Source organism: Pseudomonas sp. JV414 (assembly GCF_032424305.1).
GTDB classification, from domain to species: domain Bacteria; phylum Pseudomonadota; class Gammaproteobacteria; order Pseudomonadales; family Pseudomonadaceae; genus Aquipseudomonas; species Aquipseudomonas lini.
Map to the genome: position 1 here is coordinate 294,435 of NZ_VYKC01000004.1, position 22,564 is coordinate 316,998.

21 protein-coding genes are annotated in these 22,564 nt (G+C 58.3%); 11 read left to right on the forward strand and 10 right to left on the reverse strand.

Annotated features, from left to right (window positions below; all coding sequences use genetic code 11):
• The first annotated feature begins 129 nt into the window (after positions 1-129).
• On the forward strand, positions 130-2,577 hold the full coding sequence (locus tag F6R97_RS08535; RefSeq protein WP_315866401.1) for an acyl-CoA dehydrogenase: 2,448 nt from the start codon (positions 130-132) through the stop codon (positions 2,575-2,577).
• A gap of 108 nt (positions 2,578-2,685) precedes the next feature.
• Positions 2,686-3,093 carry a PA2817 family protein gene (locus F6R97_RS08540; protein ID WP_008012462.1) on the forward strand — a complete coding sequence of 136 codons (408 nt, stop codon included), beginning with the start codon at positions 2,686-2,688 and terminating at the stop codon, positions 3,091-3,093.
• Positions 3,094-3,235: 142 nt separating this feature from the next.
• Here the strand turns inward: F6R97_RS08540 and F6R97_RS08545 are convergent, their stop codons facing one another.
• The gene (locus tag F6R97_RS08545) at positions 3,236-4,234 is read right to left on the reverse strand and encodes a LysR family transcriptional regulator (protein ID WP_038982070.1); all 999 of its coding nucleotides are present in this window, start codon (positions 4,232-4,234) and stop codon (positions 3,236-3,238) included.
• A gap of 90 nt (positions 4,235-4,324) precedes the next feature.
• Between F6R97_RS08545 and F6R97_RS08550 the strand changes: the two genes are divergently transcribed.
• The 3 genes from F6R97_RS08550 (at position 4,325) to F6R97_RS08560 (ending at position 6,454) form a co-directional block, all read left to right on the forward strand.
• Entirely contained in the window at positions 4,325-4,951 is a 627-nt protein-coding gene (locus F6R97_RS08550) for a serine-tRNA(Ala) deacylase AlaX (protein WP_038982069.1), read from the forward strand.
• Positions 4,952-5,043: 92 nt separating this feature from the next.
• A complete protein-coding gene (locus F6R97_RS08555; RefSeq protein ID WP_038982068.1) occupies positions 5,044-5,814 on the forward strand; it encodes a 2OG-Fe(II) oxygenase in 771 nt (256 codons plus the stop codon).
• A gap of 1 nt (position 5,815) precedes the next feature.
• A complete protein-coding gene (locus F6R97_RS08560) occupies positions 5,816-6,454 on the forward strand; it encodes a LysE family translocator (RefSeq protein WP_038982067.1) in 639 nt (212 codons plus the stop codon).
• A 66-nt stretch (positions 6,455-6,520) separates the two neighbouring features.
• Here the strand turns inward: F6R97_RS08560 and F6R97_RS08565 are convergent, their stop codons facing one another.
• Positions 6,521-7,762, reverse strand: a complete 1,242-nt coding sequence (locus tag F6R97_RS08565; RefSeq protein ID WP_315866402.1) for an OprD family porin — start codon at positions 7,760-7,762, stop codon at positions 6,521-6,523.
• Between the two features lie 120 nt (positions 7,763-7,882).
• Positions 7,883-9,166: an MFS transporter gene (locus F6R97_RS08570; protein ID WP_038983634.1), complete on the reverse strand. Its 1,284-nt coding sequence runs from the start codon at positions 9,164-9,166 to the stop codon at positions 7,883-7,885.
• Positions 9,167-9,442: 276 nt separating this feature from the next.
• Here F6R97_RS08570 and F6R97_RS08575 point away from each other — a divergent pair, with 276 nt between their 5' ends.
• The 6 genes from F6R97_RS08575 to F6R97_RS08600 all read left to right on the forward strand — a co-directional run bounded on the left by F6R97_RS08575 (position 9,443) and on the right by F6R97_RS08600 (position 15,010).
• Positions 9,443-10,390: a LysR family transcriptional regulator gene (locus tag F6R97_RS08575; RefSeq protein WP_048395788.1), complete on the forward strand. Its 948-nt coding sequence runs from the start codon at positions 9,443-9,445 to the stop codon at positions 10,388-10,390.
• Between the two features lie 91 nt (positions 10,391-10,481).
• Complete coding sequence (locus F6R97_RS08580; protein ID WP_050681867.1) at positions 10,482-11,285, forward strand: putative hydro-lyase; 804 nt, start codon at positions 10,482-10,484, stop codon at positions 11,283-11,285.
• Between the two features lie 82 nt (positions 11,286-11,367).
• Complete coding sequence (locus F6R97_RS08585) at positions 11,368-11,925, forward strand: hypothetical protein (RefSeq protein WP_048395784.1); 558 nt, start codon at positions 11,368-11,370, stop codon at positions 11,923-11,925.
• A 743-nt stretch (positions 11,926-12,668) separates the two neighbouring features.
• Positions 12,669-13,898, forward strand: coding sequence for a type II and III secretion system protein family protein (locus tag F6R97_RS08590; RefSeq protein WP_038982062.1), 1,230 nt, complete (start codon positions 12,669-12,671; stop codon positions 13,896-13,898).
• A gap of 113 nt (positions 13,899-14,011) precedes the next feature.
• Entirely contained in the window at positions 14,012-14,719 is a 708-nt protein-coding gene (locus tag F6R97_RS08595; protein ID WP_038982061.1) for a tetratricopeptide repeat protein, read from the forward strand.
• An 18-nt stretch (positions 14,720-14,737) separates the two neighbouring features.
• Positions 14,738-15,010, forward strand: a complete 273-nt coding sequence (locus F6R97_RS08600) for a DUF3613 domain-containing protein (RefSeq protein WP_048395780.1) — start codon at positions 14,738-14,740, stop codon at positions 15,008-15,010.
• Between the two features lie 535 nt (positions 15,011-15,545).
• On the opposite strand, the gene F6R97_RS08605 is transcribed toward F6R97_RS08600, so the two are convergent.
• From F6R97_RS08605 to F6R97_RS08635, 7 genes are read right to left on the reverse strand one after another with little or no spacing between them, the layout of a single operon-like run.
• On the reverse strand, positions 15,546-16,514 hold the full coding sequence (locus tag F6R97_RS08605) for a type II secretion system F family protein (protein ID WP_048395778.1): 969 nt from the start codon (positions 16,512-16,514) through the stop codon (positions 15,546-15,548).
• A 29-nt stretch (positions 16,515-16,543) separates the two neighbouring features.
• Positions 16,544-17,530 carry a type II secretion system F family protein gene (locus F6R97_RS08610; protein WP_048395776.1) on the reverse strand — a complete coding sequence of 329 codons (987 nt, stop codon included), beginning with the start codon at positions 17,528-17,530 and terminating at the stop codon, positions 16,544-16,546.
• Positions 17,527-18,954: a CpaF family protein gene (locus tag F6R97_RS08615; protein WP_048395775.1), complete on the reverse strand. Its 1,428-nt coding sequence runs from the start codon at positions 18,952-18,954 to the stop codon at positions 17,527-17,529. The genes F6R97_RS08610 and F6R97_RS08615 overlap by 4 nt, the downstream gene beginning before the upstream one ends.
• Positions 18,955-18,957: 3 nt before the next feature.
• Entirely contained in the window at positions 18,958-20,178 is a 1,221-nt protein-coding gene (locus tag F6R97_RS08620; RefSeq protein ID WP_048395773.1) for an AAA family ATPase, read from the reverse strand.
• Positions 20,172-20,666, reverse strand: a complete 495-nt coding sequence (locus F6R97_RS08625; RefSeq protein WP_048395771.1) for a TadE family protein — start codon at positions 20,664-20,666, stop codon at positions 20,172-20,174. Before F6R97_RS08625 ends, F6R97_RS08620 begins: the two co-directional genes overlap by 7 nt.
• A complete protein-coding gene (locus F6R97_RS08630) occupies positions 20,666-21,145 on the reverse strand; it encodes a TadE/TadG family type IV pilus assembly protein (RefSeq protein WP_048395770.1) in 480 nt (159 codons plus the stop codon). Before F6R97_RS08630 ends, F6R97_RS08625 begins: the two co-directional genes overlap by 1 nt.
• Positions 21,146-21,153: 8 nt before the next feature.
• Entirely contained in the window at positions 21,154-22,497 is a 1,344-nt protein-coding gene (locus F6R97_RS08635; protein ID WP_048395767.1) for a TadE/TadG family type IV pilus assembly protein, read from the reverse strand.
• Between the last annotated feature and the right edge of the window lie 67 nt (positions 22,498-22,564).

A 22,564-nucleotide genomic window follows, 5' to 3' on the forward strand; every position in this document is an offset into this window, starting at 1 on the left:
CTCGAAATAACTGACGAATTTCAGCCCTTGCTTCCTACACGCTCAGACTCATGCGCTGACCACCCATTTTTATGGATGCCGTCTAAGCTCTGAAAGTGGTTTTGCCCCTGGCTTCATGGAGAATTGAATATGTTGCTGTTGTGGATACTGGTTCTGGTGGTCGGGATTGCCTACCTGGCACATCGCCGCACTGCGCCTCTGCCCGCCTTGGGCATCATCGCTGTCTATCTGCTGGCGATGGGCATCTTCAGCCATGCCCCCGTCTGGCTCATGCTGATTTTCTGGGTGATGCTCGCAGCCGTGGCCGCTTTCCTGTTGCTGCCGGATCTGCGCCGAAAACTCTTCACGGCGCCAATATTCGGCTGGTTTCAAAAAAACCTGCCGCCGATGTCGCAAACCGAGCGTGAAGCCATTGAAGCTGGCACGGTCTGGTGGGACGGCGAGCTGTTCAGTGGCCGTCCGGACTGGAGCAAGCTGCTGGCCTATCCAAAAGCGCAGCTGAGCGAAGAGGAACAAGCCTTCATCGATGGCCCGACCGAAGAGCTCTGCGCCATGGTCAGCGATTGGCAGATCGGCCAGTTGATGGATCTTCCGCCCAAGGCTTGGGATCACATTAAACAACATGGCTTTTTTGCCCTGATCATCCCCAAAGAGTACGGTGGCAAAGGCTTCTCGGCCTATGCGCACTCCCAGGTAGCGATGAAACTGGCCACCCGCAGCGGCGACCTGGCGTCGACCGTCATGGTGCCCAACTCTCTTGGCCCGGCGGAACTGCTGCTGCATTACGGCACCAACGAACAACGCAATCATTACCTGCCACGGCTGGCACGCGGCGACGATATTCCCTGCTTTGCCCTGACGGGTCCGATGGCGGGCTCCAACGTCGGCGGGATGACTGACACCGGGGTGATCTGCAAAGGTGAATGGGAAGGCAAAGAAACCCTCGGATTGCGTCTGAACTGGGAAAAACGCTACATCACCCTCGGCCCGGTGGCGACCTTGATCGGCCTGGCGTTCAAGGCTTATGACCCGGATCATCTGCTGGGCGACAAAGTCGACCTGGGGATCAGCCTCGCCTTGATTCCAACCCAGACCCCCGGTGTAGAAATCGGTCGCCGTCACTTGCCGCTGGGCGCCTCATTCATGAACGGCCCGAACTCCGGCAAGGATGTGTTTGTACCGCTGGAATTCATCATCGGCGGTCAGGAGATGCTCGGCGAGGGCTGGATGATGCTGATGAACTGCCTGTCAGTCGGGCGTTCCATTTCGCTGCCTGCCATCGGTACCGCTGCGGGCAAGTTCACCAGTCTGGTGACGGGCCAGTACGCGCAGGTTCGCGAACAATTCAACGCACCGCTGTCAGCCTTCGAAGGGATTCAGGAAGCACTGGCGCGGATCGCCGGCAGTACCTGGCTGATGGACAGCGCACGGATGCTCACCGCCAACGCGGTCGATCTCGGCGAAAAGCCGTCGGTACCCTCGGCCATTATCAAATACCACCTCTCTGAACGCGGCCGCGAATGCATCAGCCACGCCATGGATGTTCACGGCGGTCGGGCCATCATCATGGGCCCGAACAACTACCTGGCGCGTAGCTGGCAAGGTGCGCCCATTTCCGTCACGGTCGAAGGTGCGAATATCCTGACACGCAACTTGATGATCTTCGGCCAGGGCGCTATTCGTTGCCATCCGTTTGTGCTCAAGGAAATGGCCCTCGCCCACCGCGAAGACAAACAACAGGCACTGATCGAGTTCGATGCACTGCTGCTCGACCACATTGGTTTTGCCGTATGCAACGCCGCCAGCACCCTGGTGCTGAACCTGGGCCTCGGGCATTTCGAACACATGCCCGGGGACAAGCTCAGCCAAGGCTACTTCCGCGCCCTCAACCGTCAGGCCGCGGCCTTTGCCCTGCTTGCAGACCTGAGCATGATGCTGCTGGGCGGTGATTTGAAACGCCGCGAACGGCTATCCGCACGTTTGGGTGATGTACTCAGCTACCTGTATCTGGCCTCCGGCGCACTCAAGCGTTATCACGATCTCGATTCACCCGAGCATATGCATCCGCTGTTCGCCTGGGCCATGGAAGAGAGCCTCGGCCAGTCCGAACGTGCGCTGGACGAACTGCTGACCAACTTCCCGAACAAGGTACTCGGATGCCTGATGCGGGTGATGGTGTTCCCGTTCGGTCGTCGCCACAGAGGCCCGTCGGACAGACTGGCGGCCCAAGTCGCAGCCGTCATCGGTCGTCCCAAGGGCGATCCAACGCTTGAGGAGTTACTGGGGGGCTGCTATCGCCCGCAATCGCCAGAGGATTCGGTCGGCGCTCTGCAGTACGCTTGCGATTTGTTGAACGCCGCCAAACCGCTACAGAAGAAACTCAATACGGCGCTGAAAAGTCGCCAGGTCAAACCCACTCTCGGAGAATCTGCCATCGATGCCGCTCTGGAGGGTGGCGTCTTGCAACCGGTTGAGGCCCAGAGCTTGCGCGAGGCAGAAGTGGCGCGACGCAAGGTGATCGATGTCGATGATTTCGACCCAAAGGAGTTGGTATTGGCCAAAGGCAAGGTCCGCTGATCCAGCAGACCGTGTGTCTTCTCGCTATCATGGGGCTCTTTACCATGTGAAAAAGGGGCGCAGGAGCTTTATACTCTCGCGCCCGTTTTGCTCTTGAGGACTTATCTCGTGTCCAACGTCGTTGCCGATCATCTCGTCTTGCTCGACCACCTGCGCAGCATCCTGGTCGCCGTAGGTGAGGCCGAACAGGTTCCCGAAGAAAGCCATGCCTTGTTCCTGGAGCGCTTCGACGAACTACTGGCGTCATTGCCGATCGAACCGATCGAAAGCCAGTACCTGGGCCAGGACATCCTGACGCAGGTCATTTCCCGTTATCCGCAAATCGCCCACCTGATTCCACGGGACCTGCTGTGGTACTTCGCCGGCGACTGCCTGCACTACCTGTCCGACGAAGAAATCGACCTGTACCAGGCCCTTGAAGAACGTCGCTTCGAAGCCGAACAGAACGACGAACCGTTCGACTGGAATCAGGAAAAACAGCTACTGGCGATGTCGAACCAGGACAGCAAGCACTGATCCCCAATCAGTAATGCAAAAGGCCCGCATGGTTGAACATGCGGGCTTTTTTTTGGTTCGTTAAGATCAAGAGATCGCAGCCTTCGGAGGCGCCCACAGGCGCGTAGGAGCTGCCGAAGGCTGCGATCTTTTGATCTTGGCCTCAAAGCAACCCATCACTCTCCGGCAACTCATACGCCACCGCGACCGTGCCCAATGCACTTGGCTTGCCCGGCCTGCTCAAGGTGGGCTCCTTCTCCAGGCATTCCACCAGATAGTCGATAAGCACCCGTAACTTGGGCGGTAGATAGCGGGTTGGTGAATGCAGCAGCCAGGCGCCTCCGTGGTAGGACGCCAGAAAAGTCCAGTCCGGCAGTACCTGCACGATCAGCCCTTGTTCCAGCGCATAACGGGCGGTGAAGTACGGCAGACTGCCGATTCCAATATGTTGCAATACCGCGCCCAGTCGCACGCCCGTGTGATTGGCGGCATAACGTCCGCGCACGCCGACGGTCACGGCTTTGCTGCCTTTTTTGAATTTCCAGCGCGCATCGCTCGGGGTTTCGCCCAGGTAGATGCAACTGTGGTTGAGCAAGTCGTGGGGATGAGTCGGGGTGCCGTGTTCGGCCAGGTACTGCGGCGTTGCGCAGAGCAAATGATCGATGGTCAACAACTGCCGCCCCACCAGCCCTGCGGGCGGGCGGTCGGTAATGCGGATCGCCAGGTCGACGTTGTCGTCGATCAGATCCACCTGACGGTCCTCGAGCAACAACTCCACGTTCACTTTGGGATAGCGCCGCAGAAATTCCGGCATGTGCGGATGAATCACGAATCGCCCGACGGCCTTGGGCACGCTGACGCGCACCAGCCCTTCCGCTTCATGGGTGAACTGACCGCTGATTTCCATCACCGACTTCGCCGCGCTGACCATCTCCTGGCAACGCTTGAACACCTCTTCGCCACCGTCGCTCAGGCGCAACTTGCGCGTGGTTCGTTGCAGCAGCCGCGTGGCGAGTGCCTTCTCCAGCCGCGAAATGCTGCGACTTACCGCCGAGGGAGAAGAACCTGATTGGCGTGCCGCTTCGGAGAAACTACCAGTCTCGACAACCTTGACGAAAATCGCCATTTCACCGAGCAGCGGCAGGGGAAGATTTATGCTCACAGCGCAACAGTCCTTTGATGATTGAACGGATTATCACGCAATTCCACGATTCATATAATGAAAATAGAAACTTTAATAAGGGCATGGAATATGACGCTTCGCCTCTTTTTCCATAGTGATGACCTCAAGGCCAATGTGGAGGTCTTGGATTGCACGCCCTATGAGAACGAATTCGCAGTAGTGCTGCGCGCCACACTGTTTCACCCTCAGGGCGGCGGGCAACCCTGGGATACCGGCTGGATCGGCGAGAGCCAGGTGCTGCGCGTGGTTCAGGATCCGGACCGGATCATCCATTTCGTCGACCACCCGGTAAAACTCGGCATGACCCAGATTCGGGTCGACGAGCAACGCCGCCGGTTCAACACTCGCATGCATTCGGCGGGGCACCTGATCGGTCACTTCGTCCAGGCGATGGGCTGGATGCCGACCAAAGCTCATCACTGGCCGGATGAAGGACGTGTCCAATTCAAACCGGGTGATAGCGCACAGGAGGTCGATGCGCAGACGATTCAGCACGGCATCACGCAATGGATCGCCCATGACCTGCCGCGCCTGACGTCGTTGCGCGAAGGCGCCCGGGAAATCGGCTTCGGTGAACTGCCCGCCTACGGTTGCGGCGGCACCCATGTACGGAGCCTGAAGGATTTGGGCACGGTCACGATCGCTTCCCTTTCACAGAAAAAGGGAACGCTGTCAGTCCACTACAGCGTGGACTGAACATTTGGGCGATGTCGGCCCCGTCATCGCCTGACGCCGGGGGAGCCTGCATTCGCGGGCTCTGTTGACTATCGATAGATGGACCTAAAAACATGATGCTTGACGTCGAGCGTCTCGATGAGACGTGCATACAAAAACTGGCCAACGAAGAAGTCCTCGCCATCCGCGTCAAAGGCTTGTTGCCTCGGCCGCTGGCGATCCAGATCGGCGACAAAATCCTCGCCCCCGGCTTCGAAGGCTACATCAACGCGCCGAGCATCGGTCGCATTGGCATGGCGTTTTATGAAGCGGAAAACCAGCCGCTGCTGATCGAGGATTACTTCGAGCGCGCCACCAGCAATATCGCCGAATTGCGCAGCCGTTGTGCGCCCTACTCCTCTCCTGTCGATACGTTGCGCTGCATGCTCGACGAGTCTTGGCCGGCGGGGGCACATCTGGAAAATCTCTATGGCCGCAAGATGTATGTGGGGCTATCCCGGGTAGTGAAACCCGGGGTGTGCTTCCTCGCCCATCACGACATTTTCGCCAAGGATGCCCCGGACAGCTTCCAGGCCAAAAGCCTGGAAGCGCAGTTCGCCTGCAACGTCTACCTGAACATGCCGACCGAGGGCGGCGCATTGCAGATGTGGGACCACGACATTTCTCCGGACCAGTTCGACGAAATGCGTGGCGACAGTTACGGCATCGACCCGGCCTTGCTCGGCCCTCCGACCCTGGAGATTCGTCCTGAGCCGGGTGATTTCATCATGTTCAATTCGCGCTGCATGCATTCGGTGACCCCAGGTGTGGACGACCCGCGATTGAGCCTTTCCTTCTTTGTCGGCTATCGCGGCAATGCTTCACCCCTGACTTTCTGGAGCTGAGATGTTTTCGAATTACCTGGGCGAGTTTCTGGCGCTGGCAACCATCCACTTTCTGGCCGTGGTCGCCCCCGGACCGGACTTCGCCGTAACCATCCGCCAAAGCGTGCGCTTCGGCCGCTTAGTGGGCATCTGCACGGCGCTGGGCATCGGCGCGGGCATTTCCGTGCATGTGCTTTACACCTTGCTCGGCGTCGGTGCGCTGATGCACACCACGCCCTGGTTGTTGACGGTGGCCAAGGTCGTGGGGGGTGCCTATATTTTGTACCTCGGGGTGAGCCTGATACGCAGCAAACCCAAAACTGTGCTGGAAGGCGACAAAGGTGCAGACGAACCGGTGGTCGAGCAAACATTGCTGAAGGCGTTCACCACAGGTTTTCTGACCAATGCCACCAATCCCAAGGCCACCCTGTTTTTCCTGGCGATCTTCACCACGATCATCAGTGCCACGACACCACTGCAGATTCAGGCGCTGTACGGGCTGTGGATGTGTTTCGTGAATGCCTTGTGGTTCGTGATCGTGGCGCTGTTTTTTTCCAGCGCCCGGGTGCGACTGCTGTTCATGCGCATGGGGCACTGGTTCGAACGAACCATGGGAGTGATCCTGATTCTGTTCGCTGGCCGCTTGATTCTGTCGATGTAAAACAAACGGCCCGCCAGTCCGACTGGCGGGCCGTCGATATCATTTCTTGTTCGATAACCGAGAGACTCACCAAAGCGCCAGGGTATAGCTGACGATCAAGCGATTCTCATCCAGATCATTACCAAAGTTCGAACGCACCGATGCATTGCGCCATTTAAAGCCCAGGCCTTTCAACGTGCCGTCTTGCACCACGTAAGCGATATCGGTGTCGCGCTCCCACTCCTTGCCTTCACCCGCACCACTGCGCTGCACGTTATCACCCGAGATGTAGCGGGTCATAAAGCTCAACCCCGGCACACCCAATGCCGCGAAGTTATAGTCATAGCGCGTTTGCCAGGAGTGTTCGTCAACGTTGGCGAAGTCATTGATCTGCACGAAGTTGACCAGGTACGGATCGCTGCGTCCGATGTACGGAAACGGATCGTCGCCGCTCATGCGCTGGTAGCCGAAGCCCAGCGCGTGACCGCCGAGGCTGTAGGTAAACATCGCACCGAAAGCCTGGTTATCGAGGTCACGAAAGTTGCCATCCTCGATGCTGCGCGCATAGCGCACGTCGCTCTTGAGCGACTGACCGGACCCCAGATCCAGCAGGTGGACCAATCCGAGGTAGTTTTGCTGGTAGATATTTTCCAGCTTGCCGTAGCGGTACTGCGCTGTCAGGTTCGGCTGGAATTGATAGTCAGCCCCGGCGAACTGGAACTTGTCACTCTGCCCGCCGATGCGATTGGCGGTCATGTCCTGGTAATCCGTGGAATCAACAAAGTTGATCTGCGTGAGTTGACCCGCCGTGAGCTTCAAACGGTCGATTTCCTGCACATTGACCAGGCCGCCCTTGAACGTTGACGGCAACAGGCGAGTGTCGTTGGAGTTCACCACCGGATCCTTGATCTGCAACGTCCCCAGCTTCAGGGTGCTCTTGGACCAACGTACTTTGGCGGTCAGGCCCAACTCGCCATAGCGATCCTGAGAGCCGCCCGACAAATCCGGCGGCAACAGATTAGTGCCCGCCGTGCCGCCGCCGGAGTCCAGTTTAAAACCGGCCATACCCAACGCATCCAGACCAAACCCCAGCGTGCCAGCGGTATACCCGGATTCCATCCGCAACAGAAAACCCTGTGCCCATTCCTCGGCTTTGTCTCGCGAGCCGTCCTGGCGGAAATCGCGATTGAAATAAAAGTTGCGTGCTTCCAGGCTGCCTTTACTGTCGGCAATGAAATCCGCCTGAGCGGGCGGTGCGCCGAGCAAGCTCAAACCGAGCAATGTGCCGACCGGGAGGTACAACCGTTGGGTGGAAAACGAATAGTGCATGCCGTGCTCCTGTTTCGGACGCGAGCGAGCCCTCTCGGGGGCGTTGCGATCGCGGCCGATGTTTGTCGATTAGCAATGGATCAGCGACGTCTGGGCACAATTGCCCAGACGTTTCGGGGTTCAGGATTCGAGTTGGCGACCGCGGGTTTCCGGCAGGCTTAACGCGGCCAGAATCACCACGCCATAGGCACCGGCAGCGAAGATTCCGATCCCCGTACCAATCGGCAACGTTTCGCTCAGCGCACCGATGAACAACGGAAACAGCGCCGCAATGGAGCGCCCGGCGTTATAGCAAAAACCCTGGCCCGAACCGCGCATGCGGGTCGGAAACAACTCGGTCAGAAAAGCGCCCATGCCGGCAAAAATGCCCGAAGCGAAGAAACCCAACGGAAAGCCCAGCCAGAGCATCCAGGTGTTGTCGATGGGCAGTTGGGTGTAGGCCAGAACGATCGCCATGGAGCCGACGGCAAACAGGATGAAGTTCTTCTTTCGGCCGATGGCATCGGTCAGCAATGCACTGGTCACATAGCCGATGTAGGAGCCGACGATCACCATCGCCAGATAGCCGCCAGTGCCGAGCACGCTCAAGCCGCGCTCGGTTTTCAGGTAGGTCGGCAACCACGTGGTGATCGCGTAATAACCGCCCAGCGCGCCAGTGGTCAGCAACGAAGCGCGCAAGGTGGTACTGAGCATCCGAGGTGCGAAAATCTCGAAGAAAGCCCAACGCGAATCCTTTTCAGGCTTGGCCTTGCGCTCAATGCAGGCCTGCTCGAAGGTGTCCGACTCCTTGACCAGTCGGCGGATTACCAATACGAATAGCGCTGGCACCAACCCGATCATGAACAACGCCCGCCAAGCCTCTTCCGGCGGCAGAAAGCTGAATAATCCGGCATAGAGCAATGCCGTAAGCCCCCACCCCAGCGCCCATCCGGCCTGCACCATGCCCACTGCCTTGCCGCGATCCTGGGAGCGAATCACCTCGCCAATCAGCACCGCACCCGCGGTCCATTCACCGCCGAAACCAAAGCCCATCAAAGTCCGGGCCACCAGCAGTTGCTCGTAGTTCTGTGCCAGTCCGCAGAGGAAGGTGAAGAAGGCGAACCACAACACCGTCAGTTGCAGGGTGAGCACTCGACCGATACGGTCGGACAAAATCCCGGCGATCCAGCCACCGGCCGCCGAGGCCAACAGCGTACAAGTACCGATCATCCCGGCATCACCCTTGGAGATGCCCCAAGTGGCAATCAGGGTAGGAATGACGAAACTCAGCATCTGTGTGTCCATGCCATCCAGGGCATAGCCGATCTTGCAACTCCAGAAGGTACGCTTTTCATTTTTCGACAGGGGGCCGTACCAACTGAACGGGCCGGTGCGGCCCGAACCTGAAAGCACGTGGTCAGTCATGGTCTTTTCCATGGGAGTTCCTGCGGCAGCAAGCGAAGATGACGGACACGCCTCATTATTTTTTTGTGAAGGCGTTGTCGTGGGGAACGGACGCAGTGACCTGCGTCGTGGAGCGGATTCTTCGCGCCAAGGTCAAACTGCGTCAAACGGAAAAAAAACGAGGTTATGCATAAGAAAATTTGATACCCCCTGCGACGAACTCTGGAGTAACAATTACTGCACCCCCACCACGGTTCTCTGTGGAAAAACAGTGAACGCCCCATCACGAGAACCGCCATGAACCTCAAATTTCTCGAAACCTTCGTCTGGGTCGCACGCCTGCAAAGCTTCAGCCTTACCGCCGAGAAAATGTTCAGCACTCAGGCGGCTATCTCCAGCCGGATTGCCTCGCTGGAAGAAGAGTTGGGCCTGCGTTTGTTCGTGCGCGATTCGCGCGGCGTGTCGCTGACGCTCGAAGGCCTCAAGGTGCTCGACTACGCCGAGCAGATGCTCGAGGTTCAGCGAGCGTTGAAACACTCACTGGATAACACCAACCCGCAACAGGGCCTGGTGCGAATCGGTGTGATGGATACGGTGATCCACACCTGGCTCAGCCCGTTGATGTCGACCTTGATGCAGACCTTCCCCGCCGTGGAAATCGAAATCACGGCCGACGCCGCACGTAATCTGTGCGATCAGCTGCAAAAGGGCTATCTGGACATCGTGTTCCAGACGGACCTGATCCGCCACGAAAGTGTGCGCAACCTCGAACTGGCGCACTACCCCATGCACTGGATCGCCGCCAGTAACTCAATCTACGCCCGCCCCTATGCCTCTTTGGCCGAAATGGCCAGTGAGCGCATCATCACCTTCGTTAAAAACTCCCGGCCGCATCAGGACGTACTCAACCTGCTGCACGCCCATGGCATCAGTACGCCACGGGTCAGTTGCGTCAACTCGGTGTCGGCCATGACCCGGCTGATTCGTGACGGTTTCGGCATTGGCGCCTTGCCGGCCGCGCTGGTGGCCAAGCCCTTGGCCAGCGGCGAGCTGATTCAGCTGGAACCAGGCACCCGCTTGCCGCAGTTGGATGTCGTGGCTTCATGGCGCGCCGGCGTTGGCCTGGAATTGATCGAAAGCATCGTCGATATGAGCCGCCAAGTAGTCTCCCAATACGCTGCGGATGTCGGCCCGCTTCGAATGGTTCCGGCACCCGGTCTCAACAACCGACGGACTCTTGAATAACTTTTAGTTGTCCCGGGGTAACAACATTCCTGGTTGGACGCCATCGTCATGGTTTTCTAAAAAGGGTCATCGAACCTGAAGAGATGCCGTGATGAGCCAACCCACCCTGTCTTTCGAACAACTGAGGCACAGCGCTCCACTGGCCCTGCGCCAATACATCGCTGCCGGACAATATCAGGGCCACACCAGCGGCTTGGCCCAAGGTCGGGTGCAAGCCAATATCGTGATTCTGCCCAATGATTGGGCTAACGAGTTTCTCCGGTATTGCACGCTCAATCGACAGGCTTGCCCGGTGCTCGACGTTACCGAACCGGGTGATCCGTATTTTCGCAATCTCGGCACAGCCATTGATATCCGCCACGAGGTGTCCCGATACAGGGTCTATCGCCATGGCGAACTGAGCGAAGAACCGTCGGATATCGAGCATGTGTGGCAGAACGATCTGGTGGCCTTCGCCATCGGTTGCTCGTTCTCCTTCGAACAACCGCTGCTGGATGCCGGCATCGCCCTCAGGCACATCGATCTGGGGCGCAATGTCGCCATGTACCGGACGAACATAGACACCCGCCCTACCGCGCGCCTGAGCGGCAAGCTGGTGGTGAGCATGCGCCCGATGAAGGCCGCCGCGGCGATCCAGGCGATCCAGATCACCGCACGCATGCCCAACGTCCACGGCGCGCCCGTGCACATCGGTGATCCGGCGCTGATCGGCATCGATTCACTCAGCAGCCCGGACTACGGCGATGCCGTGCCGGTCGAAGCCGATGAAATCCCGGTATTCTGGGCCTGCGGTGTGACCCCACAATCGGTGGTGCAAACTTCACGTCCGCCGCTGTGCATCACCCACGCCCCCGGCTGTATGCTGGTAACTGATGTGTGGAATAGCGCTTTGTAAATGAGTGCGGGTTCACGTGGAATAGTTACGTGAGCCTTGGATTGGACTGCTCTCAACCTGATAGGGATGCCACGGACAAACAATGAACACTGCTCAACTATCGATTCAACAGTACATAAAAGCCAAGGACGGTAACCGCCCACATTTGTTACCCCAGGCTTTTGCGCCAGACGCGATACTGGACATGGTCGTGCACACCGGGTCTATCTCATTTCCACCCCACGTTGAAGGCCTTGGGCCTATCGGCGATGTGCTGGTCAGGCGATTCGGCCAGACCTTCGAAAACGTCTATACCTTTTGCCTGGGACTCCCACCTGAACCGCAGGCCAGAGCATTCCAGTGCAAATGGCTGGTCGGCATGTCCGACAAGAGCTCCGGTGAAGCCCGAGTCGGTTGCGGTCTGTATGAGTGGCAGTTCAGCCCCGAGTCGGGGCTTGTCGAGAGGCTCACTATCACCATTGAGCACATGAAAACCCTGCCGGCGACTGATCTGCACTGCATCATGAAGTGGGTATCGCATCTGGATTACCCATGGTGCAGTTCGCAAGCATTAGTGAACAATGTTCCTGACATAGACACGCTTGAAGAGGTGATCCAGTACGTTACGTCCAATACTCCAACCTGCACTTCGCAGGTGTAGAACTACACAATCAGTCGTATTCAGCTTCCTTGTCATATCCCGCCAGATGCCATTGTTATGATTGGTCTGCATTCGAAAAGTACAAACCGGCACGCCTGAAAACGCCACTCAATGAGTGGCGTTTTTGTGAAATATGCAGCGCAAACCCCCTAGAAAAACTCGCGGAACCGTAAAGCACCCCTTATTTCATCAGCATCCGGCGCATTACCAATGTTTGCGTGGCCTGACCGTGGCTTTCAGAAAAAAAACCGGCACATGTATCGAAAGTTTTCGTTCAAGGCGTGGCGCTTTGCCTTGGTTGAACTACCTTTCAAACAAGAAGAAGACATAACGGTTTGAAATTGCACGTTAGGTTCAGCGATCAGATAGCGGAATGGCAAAAGGAGTTACCTCACTATGGTCCTGGCAAGCATTTTCCGGCTCTTTGCTTTGATTGCCGGTTGCTTTTTAGGGGAGTCAGGTCGGCGCAAAGTGCCGTCTTTAGCTGCTGTTGCTGTCGAGCCTGTGCCTATCGCTCGGGTCGACAGCTCAGGTATCTGGATCACTAAAAACCGTTATTGCGAAGGTCGCTCGCTGTTCAGTCAGACCAGCGTATTGCACCTGCTTGCATGTAGCACCACGGAATATTGCCGGGGCCATTAGTCAGGGGTCTGGCGGGGTAGAGGGCCGAACAAGGCCCCTTGTAGTGATCCGAGGCAACCCAGTTCGCCTCAAAGATGGCCTATTCAGCGAGGATGCACTTAATGAGCTATCGTACCGTGCCCGCTTTCAAGCGAATTATCCATGGCCTGTTCTGGACGGGCCTCAGCGTGAATGCGGCTCAGGCCGCGCCGGCCAATTGTTCTCAACTGGATAATATGCCGACAACGTTTGAGGTCGGTCAGGGGCTCCAGAATGAACTGCGCGTCCCCGTCCCGGTGACACAGCTGGCAGTCGGCGATCCGAAAATCGCCGACGTGCAACCCAGCGGCAACAACCCCAATGCCTTCTTACTCACCGGTATGGCGCCGGGGACCACCAGCCTGATGGTCTGGACCGCCTGTTCGACAACGCCGCGCCAAAGCATGGTGTTCGTCAAGGGCAAGGCCACCGCGGCGCTCACCAGCGTCTCGACAGTGCCTTCCGAAGACCCGCTGTTGCCGATCCAGGTGCAAACCGACATCCGCTTCGTTGAAGTCAGCCGGACCAAACTCAAGGAAGCCAATGCCTCGATTTTTGGCCGCCAAGGCAACTTCCTGTTCGGCTCACCGAGAACCTTGCCCACCGTCGGCGGCATTGTCACGCCGTCGGTGCCGGTGAACAACGGCATGTTCAACTTCGCTTTTGCGTCCAGCGATACTCTAGTGTCGATCAACGCACTGGAAGGCAGCGGTTTCGCCTACACCCTGGCACGGCCAAGCCTGGTAGCGCTCAGCGGGCAGAGTGCGAGCTTCCTGGCCGGTGGTGAAGTGCCGATTCCAGTGCCCAGTTCCGGCAGCGATAACGTGTCCATCGAGTACAAGGAATTCGGTATCCGCCTGACCCTGACGCCGACCATCATCGGGAAAAACCGTATCGCGCTGAAGGTGGCACCGGAAGTCAGTGAACTGGACTTCACCAACGCCGTGAGCATCGCCGGCACCATCGTTCCGGCGCTGACCATTCGACGTACCGACACCAGCATCTCCCTGGCCGACGGCGAAAGCTTCGTCATCAGCGGCCTGATCAGCACCCGCAACAGTTCCCAGGTGAACAAGTTTCCGGGGCTGGGCGATATCCCGATTCTGGGGGCGTTCTTCCGCGACAACAGCGTCAACCGTGAAGAGCGTGAACTGCTGATGATCGTCACCCCACACCTGGTCCAGCCACTGGCTGCCAACGCACAACTACCGTCGTTGCCTGGCGAACAGCTGCGCAATTACGACCCGAACTTCTACCGTATGTTCTTCCTCGAAAATGGCGATTTCGACAGTCGCTCCGGGCTCTCGCAATGAGCCTGAATCAGACTGGCCTCGCCCTCACTCCTAACGGTGACCTTGAGCGTTTGCCGGGCCAGCTTTCTTGCCATTGGCCAGGCGTTCAACGTGTTGTAGCCAAAGGGCATTCGATGAAAGCAGTCATTGCAATAATGGCGACATTAATGCTCGCAGGTTGTGCCACTAATGGTGTGTCGCGACCTCCTGTCTGTGCCAAGCCCGATTCGGATCAAGAGTTGGCCCTGAGTCTGGCCGACAACATGGCCAACGACGGCCGTTTGTATGCCAGCCTGGCGAATCTTGAAGGTTTGCCCGACAACCTGGTTCAGGTTCGCCTGCGCAAGGCCCGGGTGCTGCGCTTGATGGGGCGTAACGAGGCGGGGCCGTTGTATCAAAGCTTGCTCGGCACCTGTATGGCCGCTGACGGGGAACATGGCTTGGGCCAGTTGGCCGCGGCCAAAAATGATTACGCCAACGCTACCACTCACCTTGAGCGTGCGGTGAAGATGGCCCCCACCGACGACAGGATGCGCAATGACCTGGGGGTGGTCTACCTCAATCAGCGACGGATCCCTGAAGCACGCTTTGAGTTCATGACCTCCATGGAGCTCAAGCAATCCAATACGCTGGCGGCACTCAATATGGTGACGCTGCTGATCTATCAGGATAACTGGAAGGCAGCTTCCGAACTCGTGACCCGCGCCAGCTTAAGCCCTCAGCAAGTCGCAGAGGCTCAAACCCGCGCGGAAAAACTCAAGGCTTCTGCTAAAAAAGCAGTGGCATCCGAGGGGAATCGCAGAACTGAGGTAGCCGCTGCCTCATCCAGTGCGACCAAGTAAAACGTACGAGGAGTCGAGATGAATACCAAGAGGCTGTTGATCGTGTGCATGGCTTGCCTGTCCACCAGTGCCTGGGCTATTGAACCGGGCCCCTCTTCGAAGGAGCAAAAAGGCACCGAGCAGTGGATGCAGCTACAGATTCGCGGCATCGTTGCTTCGCCAAAACTGCAAACCGCTTCGGCCACCGAACGTGACCTGGCCATGCAGCGTTGGCTGAACAGCTTCCTCTACCCGATTCCGGAGTTTTTTGACCAGGATGTAGGCGGCGACGCCGCCAGCGGCAGCAACTGAAATACGTCAATGGGTGATCAGCCTCTGGCATCGTCCAGAGTAAGCCTGGCTGCAAGCCGGGCTTAATGACGTATGCAGAAAAGATTGATATCCACATTTTCCAATCCTGCCCGGATTCCCCCGTAGGAGCTGACGAAGGCTCGGGCCACGTTCGGAAGAATCTTTTGCTCTTAAGCAATCCCTCGGCCATCAAAATCAAAAGATCGCAGGCTTCGCCAGCTCCTACGCTTGACCCGCGGTGCTCCTTGAAGGGGGGCTGGTAACTATTGCTTCTGCCACGACCTGCCGGTCACCGAGCATATCGCGACAATCAGCGCCAGGTCGTTATTAACAGATATACGCAAATCCCTGTAGGAGCTGCCGAAGGCTGCGATCTTTTGATTCAGAGGCTTGGGCAACGAATTGCCTGCCAGAAAAATCAAAAGATCACAGCCTTCGGCAGCTCCTACAGGGGATGTGTAAACCTATGGCAGGAAAGTGCAGATCAGGTTCGGGTGGCGAGGCCATCTGACTCGATAGCCTCCACCCGTTGCTCTCACATATTTCCGAAGGCTCTGAACACGCCAATCATGGCTGGGCCGATGGCGACCAGGAAGAAGCTCGGCCACAGGCAGAAAATCAGTGGGAATATCAGCTTGGTGCCGATTTTCGCCCCCATTTCTTCGGCGGCCTGCGTACGCCGATCTCTGAACTCATCGGCATAGATGCGCAGGGTATCGGCCACACTGGTACCAAAGCGGATGCTCTGCGCCAACAGGCTGACCAATCCTTGTACGTCCTCCAGGCCGGTGCGCACAGCCAGTTGCTTAAGCGCCTCGGTACTGGAAATGCCCGCGCGGATTTGCGCATTGACCAAGGCCAGTTCTTCAGCCAGTTCAACCTGACTGACCGACATCTCTTCAGCCACCCGCTCGATGGTCGTGGGCAGGGCCAGGCCCGACTCCACGCAGACCACCATCAGATCCAGCGCATCTGGAAACGCGGCACGCAGCCGCCCTTGTCGTGCCTCTTTGCGCTTGCCGACATACAGTGCCGGCAGCAACCATCCTATACCGGCCGCCATGAGCACCAACACCAGGCCAATGTTCAGTGAAACCCCGGGGATCATGGGCAATAGCAGCAATGTAAGGCCGACCAACAACAGCGGTAACATCAAGCGCACCGCCCAGTACATCTGCACCGCCGAAGAGGAACGGTACCCCGCGTGTGTCAACAGGGTCTGGGTGACAGAGGTTTTAGCCGATTCGGTCGAGGCAAAACGCTGACCGACCCGCTCCAGCAACAGCTGCAGATTACCCGGAGCTTCCTGCCCGGCCGAGCTGCCTGAATGACCACGCTTGATCAGCGCCAAGCGACGCTGCACAGGGTCCTGAAGACCCAACATCAGCAAAATCACGGCGCTAGCCGCAAGCACCGCACTAATACCGACCACGCCGATAAACAATAGGCGCGCCAGCTCTTCGTTCCCCGTAATCCGACTGAACAACCCGAGTAAAAAGTCCATGACCTATACCTCCCGGTAGCGAATACCGCTTAAACCTGAATCCGGATGATTTTTTTTATCCAGAAAATCCCGATCAACATGGCGCAGAAAGCCCCGATGATCAGCTTGTGGCCAATGGGATCATTGAACAGCACAGGCATGTAGCTGGGGCTTGTGAACACAATCGCAACGGCCAGCACGAAGGGGATCGCCACCAGCACCCAGGCCGACATGCGCCCTTCCGCCGACAGGGTTTTGATCTTGCGCTGAAAGCGGAAGCGCCCTCGGATCAGTCGGCTCAGACGTTCCAGCACTTCGGTCAAATTGCCGCCGGTCTCACGGTGGATAAGGATCGAGGTCACCAGCATCATTACCGTCATGCTCGGCATCCTTTCCAGCAGGCCAAGCATGGCCCGGCGCACATCGTTGCCATAGTTGATATCGGCGAAGGTCAGGCCGAATTCATGGGCGACCGGTCCCTTGTGCTCTTCGGCGACCAGGCGCAGGGTTTCGTTGAACGGATGCCCGGCGCGCAGGGCCCGGCACATGGCATCCAGCGCATCCGGCAGGCCTTCCTCAAACTGAGCGAAACGTTTGCCGCGGTCACGAGAGATTTTCAGCAGAGGTATCCAGAACACCGCGAAGGCCACCAGCAGCGCCATCCACCAGACCGACGAGAGCATCAGGATCGAGATACCCGCACAGGCCCCCAGGAACAGCCCGAGCAATATCACCCGATAAGCACGATATTCATGTCCCGCCTGTTCGATCATCTGTGTCAGGTTCGACATAAAAGGCAACTGCTCGAGCATGGCCTCCAGTGGCGACAAACGCGTCAGGTATTTCTGCCGCAACACCGTCTGCATGTTGGGCAGATTGTTGGCTTTCTCCAGTACATGCAAACGGCCGCGGATGCGCTTGCGCATCTTGCCGGCTTCACCGAATACCGGCACCACCACGCCCTGGGACAAGAGGAACACGGCAATAAATACCATGCCGAGGAACATCAGAATGAATTCACTGGGAATATTGTTCATGACTGCCGTGCCTCCATCCATTCAGGCCTGAACATGTTAAGCGGCAACTCGATGCCGCGCTTGGCCAGTACATCGCGGAAGGCCGGGATCATGCCGCTGGGGCGATAATCGCCGAGCACTTCGCCGTTTTCGCCCATGCCTTGACGCGCAAAGGAGAAGATTTCGGTCATGGTGATGACCTCGCCTTCCATGCCGTTGATCTCTTGCACGCTGACCAGCCGGCGCTTGCCGTCCTCCTGACGTTCCAGCTGGATCACCACATCAATGGCCGAAGCGATCTGCTGCCGCATGGCCTTGATCGGGAAGGTGGCCCCGGTCATCGAGACCATGTTCTCGATTCGCCCCAACGCGTCGCGCGCGGTGTTGGCGTGGATGGTGGTCAACGAACCGTCGTGACCGGTGTTCATCGCTGTCAGCATGTCCAGCGCCTCGGCGCCGCGCACTTCGCCGATGACAATGCGGTCCGGACGCATCCGCAGGCTGTTGCGCACCAATTCCCGCTGACTCACCTCACCTCGCCCCTCGATATTCGAAGGCCGGGTTTCCAGGCGCACCACGTGGGGTTGCTGCAGTTGCAGTTCAGCCGAATCTTCGATGGTGACGATCCGCTCGTTCTGTGGAATGAAACTGGACAGCACGTTGAGCATGGTGGTTTTACCGCTGCCGGTACCGCCGGAAATCAACACGTTCAAGCGTCCACGGACAATCGCCTTGAGCAGCAGGGCAATGGCCGGGGTTAACGTCCCCACGGAGATCAGGCTGTCGGTATTGAGCAGGTCCACCGCAAAGCGGCGAATCGACATGCTCGGACCGTCGATGGCCAGCGGCGGGATAATTGCGTTGACCCGCGAACCGTCCTTGAGCCGGGCATCCACCAGCGGCGAAGACTCGTCGATACGCCGACCCAGGCTGGACACAATGCGGTCGATGATGTTCAGCAGATGCTGATCATCGCGAAAGCGTACATCGGTCCGTTGCAGTTTGCCGAAGCGCTCGACATAGACCGAGGCATGGCCGTTGACCAGAATATCCGACACGCTGTGATCGGCCAGCAACGGTTCCAGGGGACCCAGGCCGAGCACCTCGTCGGTGATCTGCTTGATGATCAACTGACGGCTGGTGGTACTCACCGGCGCCGAATGCTCTTCGAGCAGGCGCTGGCAGATATCGCGAATCTGCCGCGTGGCCTCGGCCTGTTCAAGGGAGTCCAGCAAGGACAGGTCCATGACCTTGAGCAACTGCTGGTAGATCTTTTCCCGCCACTCGGCCTCCACCGGGGTGACTTGGCTTCTGGTTTCGTAAAGAACGTCCGGTGTTACACGCTCCCACGCCATTATTTCCTCTGCCGGATCCAGTTCGTCGCCAGTCTGAGCGGCGGGTTTACCGGACTGTTTGCGCAAGCGGTTACGAAAGTCGCTGATCATGGGTCATCCCCCGAAAAAACGGTTGAAGGCGCGTTTGAGTAAGCCTTTGTTCCCGGCCACCTGTTGACCGACCAGGTCCTCGGTCATGTCGCGCAGTGCGGCAGTGATCGCTGCCCTCGGCGCATGCAGCCCCAACGGCACGCCAGTGTTCTGACTCTGGCTGACCAGGTTGAAGTCGTTGGGTAATTTCGACAGATTGGTGCAGCGTAGTGCCTCGCCAATGTCTTTGAGGCTGATCGCTCCCGCCTTGTCATAGCGGTTGACCACTATTTGCAATTGATCCCCGCGCACGCCCAGGTCATCGCGAAGAATCCGCACCAGGGCGCTGGCATCGCGCAGATGGCTGACGCTCTGCTGCACCACCACGTACACACGATCCACCTGTTCCAGCACGGAGCCGGTGAGGTGGTCGATTTGTCGCGGCAGGTCGATCACCACCCAGTCGTAGCTGGCGCGGGCCAATTGCAACAGGGTGTCAAGTTGCTCGGGTTGGGCATCTTGCGGCAGACACAGCTCACCGGCCCGGCCACCCAGCACATGCAGGGTGGGGCTGAAGTGACTGCAAAAACCGCGTAGCGCGACGCTGTCCATGCCATCGATTTGATGCAACACCTCGAGATGGCTGTGCGACTGCGCCACATCCAGGTAATGCGTCACGCTGCCAAATTGCAGGTCCATGTCCAGCAACAGGGTACTGCCGCCCCTGGCACTGAGCTGCTGAGCCAGGTTGCAGGCCACCAGGGTTCCGCCGGAGCCGCCCTTGGCGCTCATCACGGCGATCAGCTTCCCTTCTGCCCCACTGCCGGTCCGGACCTCCGTGACCAGACGATTCAACGCGGCGACCAGTTCTGTCTCAGCGATGGGTTCGGGCAAAACGTCACGAGCGCCGGCCTGCATCGCCATACGCATACCTTCCTGTTCGCTCAGCAGACCGCAGACCAACATTGGCGGACGCTCATGGGCCGGATGCAGCAACAGCGCCGCCAGCTCTTCGCGCCACAGGTGGCTGACGCGCAACAGCAACAGATCGGGCATCCGGTCCAGACCATAGAGCGGGTCGACATGCCCGTTACTCACCAGGCGAGTGCTCACTTCAAGGCTCGGCATACGCTGGCAGACGCTCTGCAGATCGCGCAAAGAGGTGGCGTCACGGCTGCTGATCAGCAACCGGAGCCCGGCTTTGCCAGTCGAGCTGGAGACTGGAGTTTCCTTGGTATTCAGCATGGTGTGATCTCCCCGGAATCGGAATGACGTCCTAGGCTTTCGCGTGGCAACGTTGCCCTGAATGTGGGCAAGGTAATGGGCACGCCGAACCCGGGAATAAACAGGTTGAAAACGAAGTTTTGCAGGCTCAGCTGGACGTAGCGGATGGCACGGAATCCATTGACCCCACTCGTGTCGGAGGGGTTGGCCACCACAGCACCGTTTTCGTCCAGATAGGTCAATACCAGGTTGCTGGTGGTCAGGTCAGTGATCAGCTGGCTTGTACCGGCGTCGCCCGCGGCATTGAAGATCGCTCGCCGCAGGATCACCGGATCGCTGATATTGCATACCGCTGCCAGACGCGCACCACGTCGCGCGGCTTCATCCAGCGCATTGACCGTAAAGTACACCCGGCCCATTTCCACCACGCCGAACAGCAGGATGAACATCAACAGGCCAACGAAGGCGAACTCCACGACATAGAGGCCCTGCATATTTTTTTTGTTCATTACAGTGCCCTCATGACGGTCGTGGCGACCAGTGGAATGCTCAGCGCAATCTGACTGCCAAAAAATCCTGGAATCGATCCGCCGCAATTGCCACTGCCAATCACCGGGCAGAAGTTATAGGTAATGGTGACCCGTACATGGTCGATGCCCACTGCGGCGACTGTTACGTTCGCGGTCGTCAACCCTGACACCACAGCGGTGCCGGTGTTGGCAGGCACGCCGTACACCGCGACGTTTTTCGTCTGGGTCAGCAGCGCATTACTCAAAGAGACGGTGCCAAGCGTCGAGTTCCAGGCTTGACCGGCGACAAAACGGTCGGCATCGCGGCTCGCTTGCAGCAGTACGTTGTACTGGTAAAGCATGCGGCCAAACTCGCCGAGGCTCAGCAACAGCAGGAGCAACACCGGCAGCACCAGGGTGAACTCCACCAGCGCCACGCCTTGCTGGGCCTGCGCTCGTTTAAACGTATGAAGTCTCATGACGCCTCCTACGAGTCAGTGCTCGGAATGCCGATGCCGAGATAGGTTTTGTAGAGCTGGATGATCTGCGGGCCGGAATCGTCTGCCGGCGAAGGGCTGGGCACGTTGTCGCCTTCGCACTCCCGCACAAACTGACCGAAGATCTGCGCCTCCGTGCCGCCGCTATTCATTGGCTGCACAATGAAATAGCAACCAAAGCCCAGGACGGGGATCGTGGTTGAACCGCCCTGTTTGCCGGTGCAATTGCCAACAACGACTTTCAGCATCCGGCGCTCGAATACCCCGTTGCTCTGGCAGCCACTGCCGGCTCCCGCCACACACGCGGCCACGCTCGCCTTCCAGTCGTTGTAATCCTGTATCGCGTTGCTGCCCGCGGTGAGATTGCCGCTGCTGGAGGTGACGGGTTGCCCCTGGTAAAACGCCTGCGCGGGGGTGACCGAGTCGTTGTAGGTGATTGCGGGATTGCTCGATGACGTCACCAGGTCTGGCGGATAGTTCGAGGCACTGACTGGGCCGTTGTAGATGCCAAAGCGCGTATTCAAGCCTTGAGACGCAGGGCCGACCATGTTGCCGGGTGAGGTCTGGACATTTTCCCCCACATTGCGGCAGACAGAGCCGCCTCCGGCCAGGTCTTCTCTGACCGAACTGCCGCCCGAACCAAAATCGAGCAACTGAAAGTTGCCTGGGCCAATGGGAGACGAATTGCCGGCACCCGTCTTCAATACTTGTAAATCACCAAATTGAAAGCCCCAGAACATGCCTGCGTCCGGGTCGTATTGACTCGCGTCGCCACAGATCATCAACGGAGCGAGATCACATGGACTGGTGGGGCTGGGTCCAGCGGTGGCGATCGCCGCTACCGCTTTGCCCCCCAGTCCGCTGGAGCCGACTGTCTGGGCGAAGTTCCAGAAAAAACCGATCAGGCTGTAGTTCGATACCGATACCCGAACGTATTTGGCATCCGTCGGCCCGGGATAGGAGAACGGGCCATAGACGCTGCTGGACAGTTCCACCGTCGCAAAAGCGCCTGGGTTGCCGGCGACCGCCGTGGCCAATTCGTTGTTGCCTGCAGCGCTGGCGTTTGCCTGCAGCGTAAACAGCGCTGCGGTCCGAGTTGCACTGGCGAAATTGAGCCCTCCCGTCACCTGACTCAATGTTTTGGCACCACTCAGGGCGGCGGCGTCCACCGCATTCTGCAGGCGCGTTTTGTTCAGCAACATGTGCCCGCCGTCCAGGGCCAACGCCGCCATCATCCCAATCGCCGCCAACGCGAACACCATCAATACACTCACCGCTCCTTCCTGGCGCCTTGGCGTCGCAGTGAACGGCTGCTGAATACGAAGATTCATCATCAAGCCCTCATTTGCCGATGCTGATCCGGATCGGCTCCGCCAAGACCTGTTGTCCAGGACCTGTTGC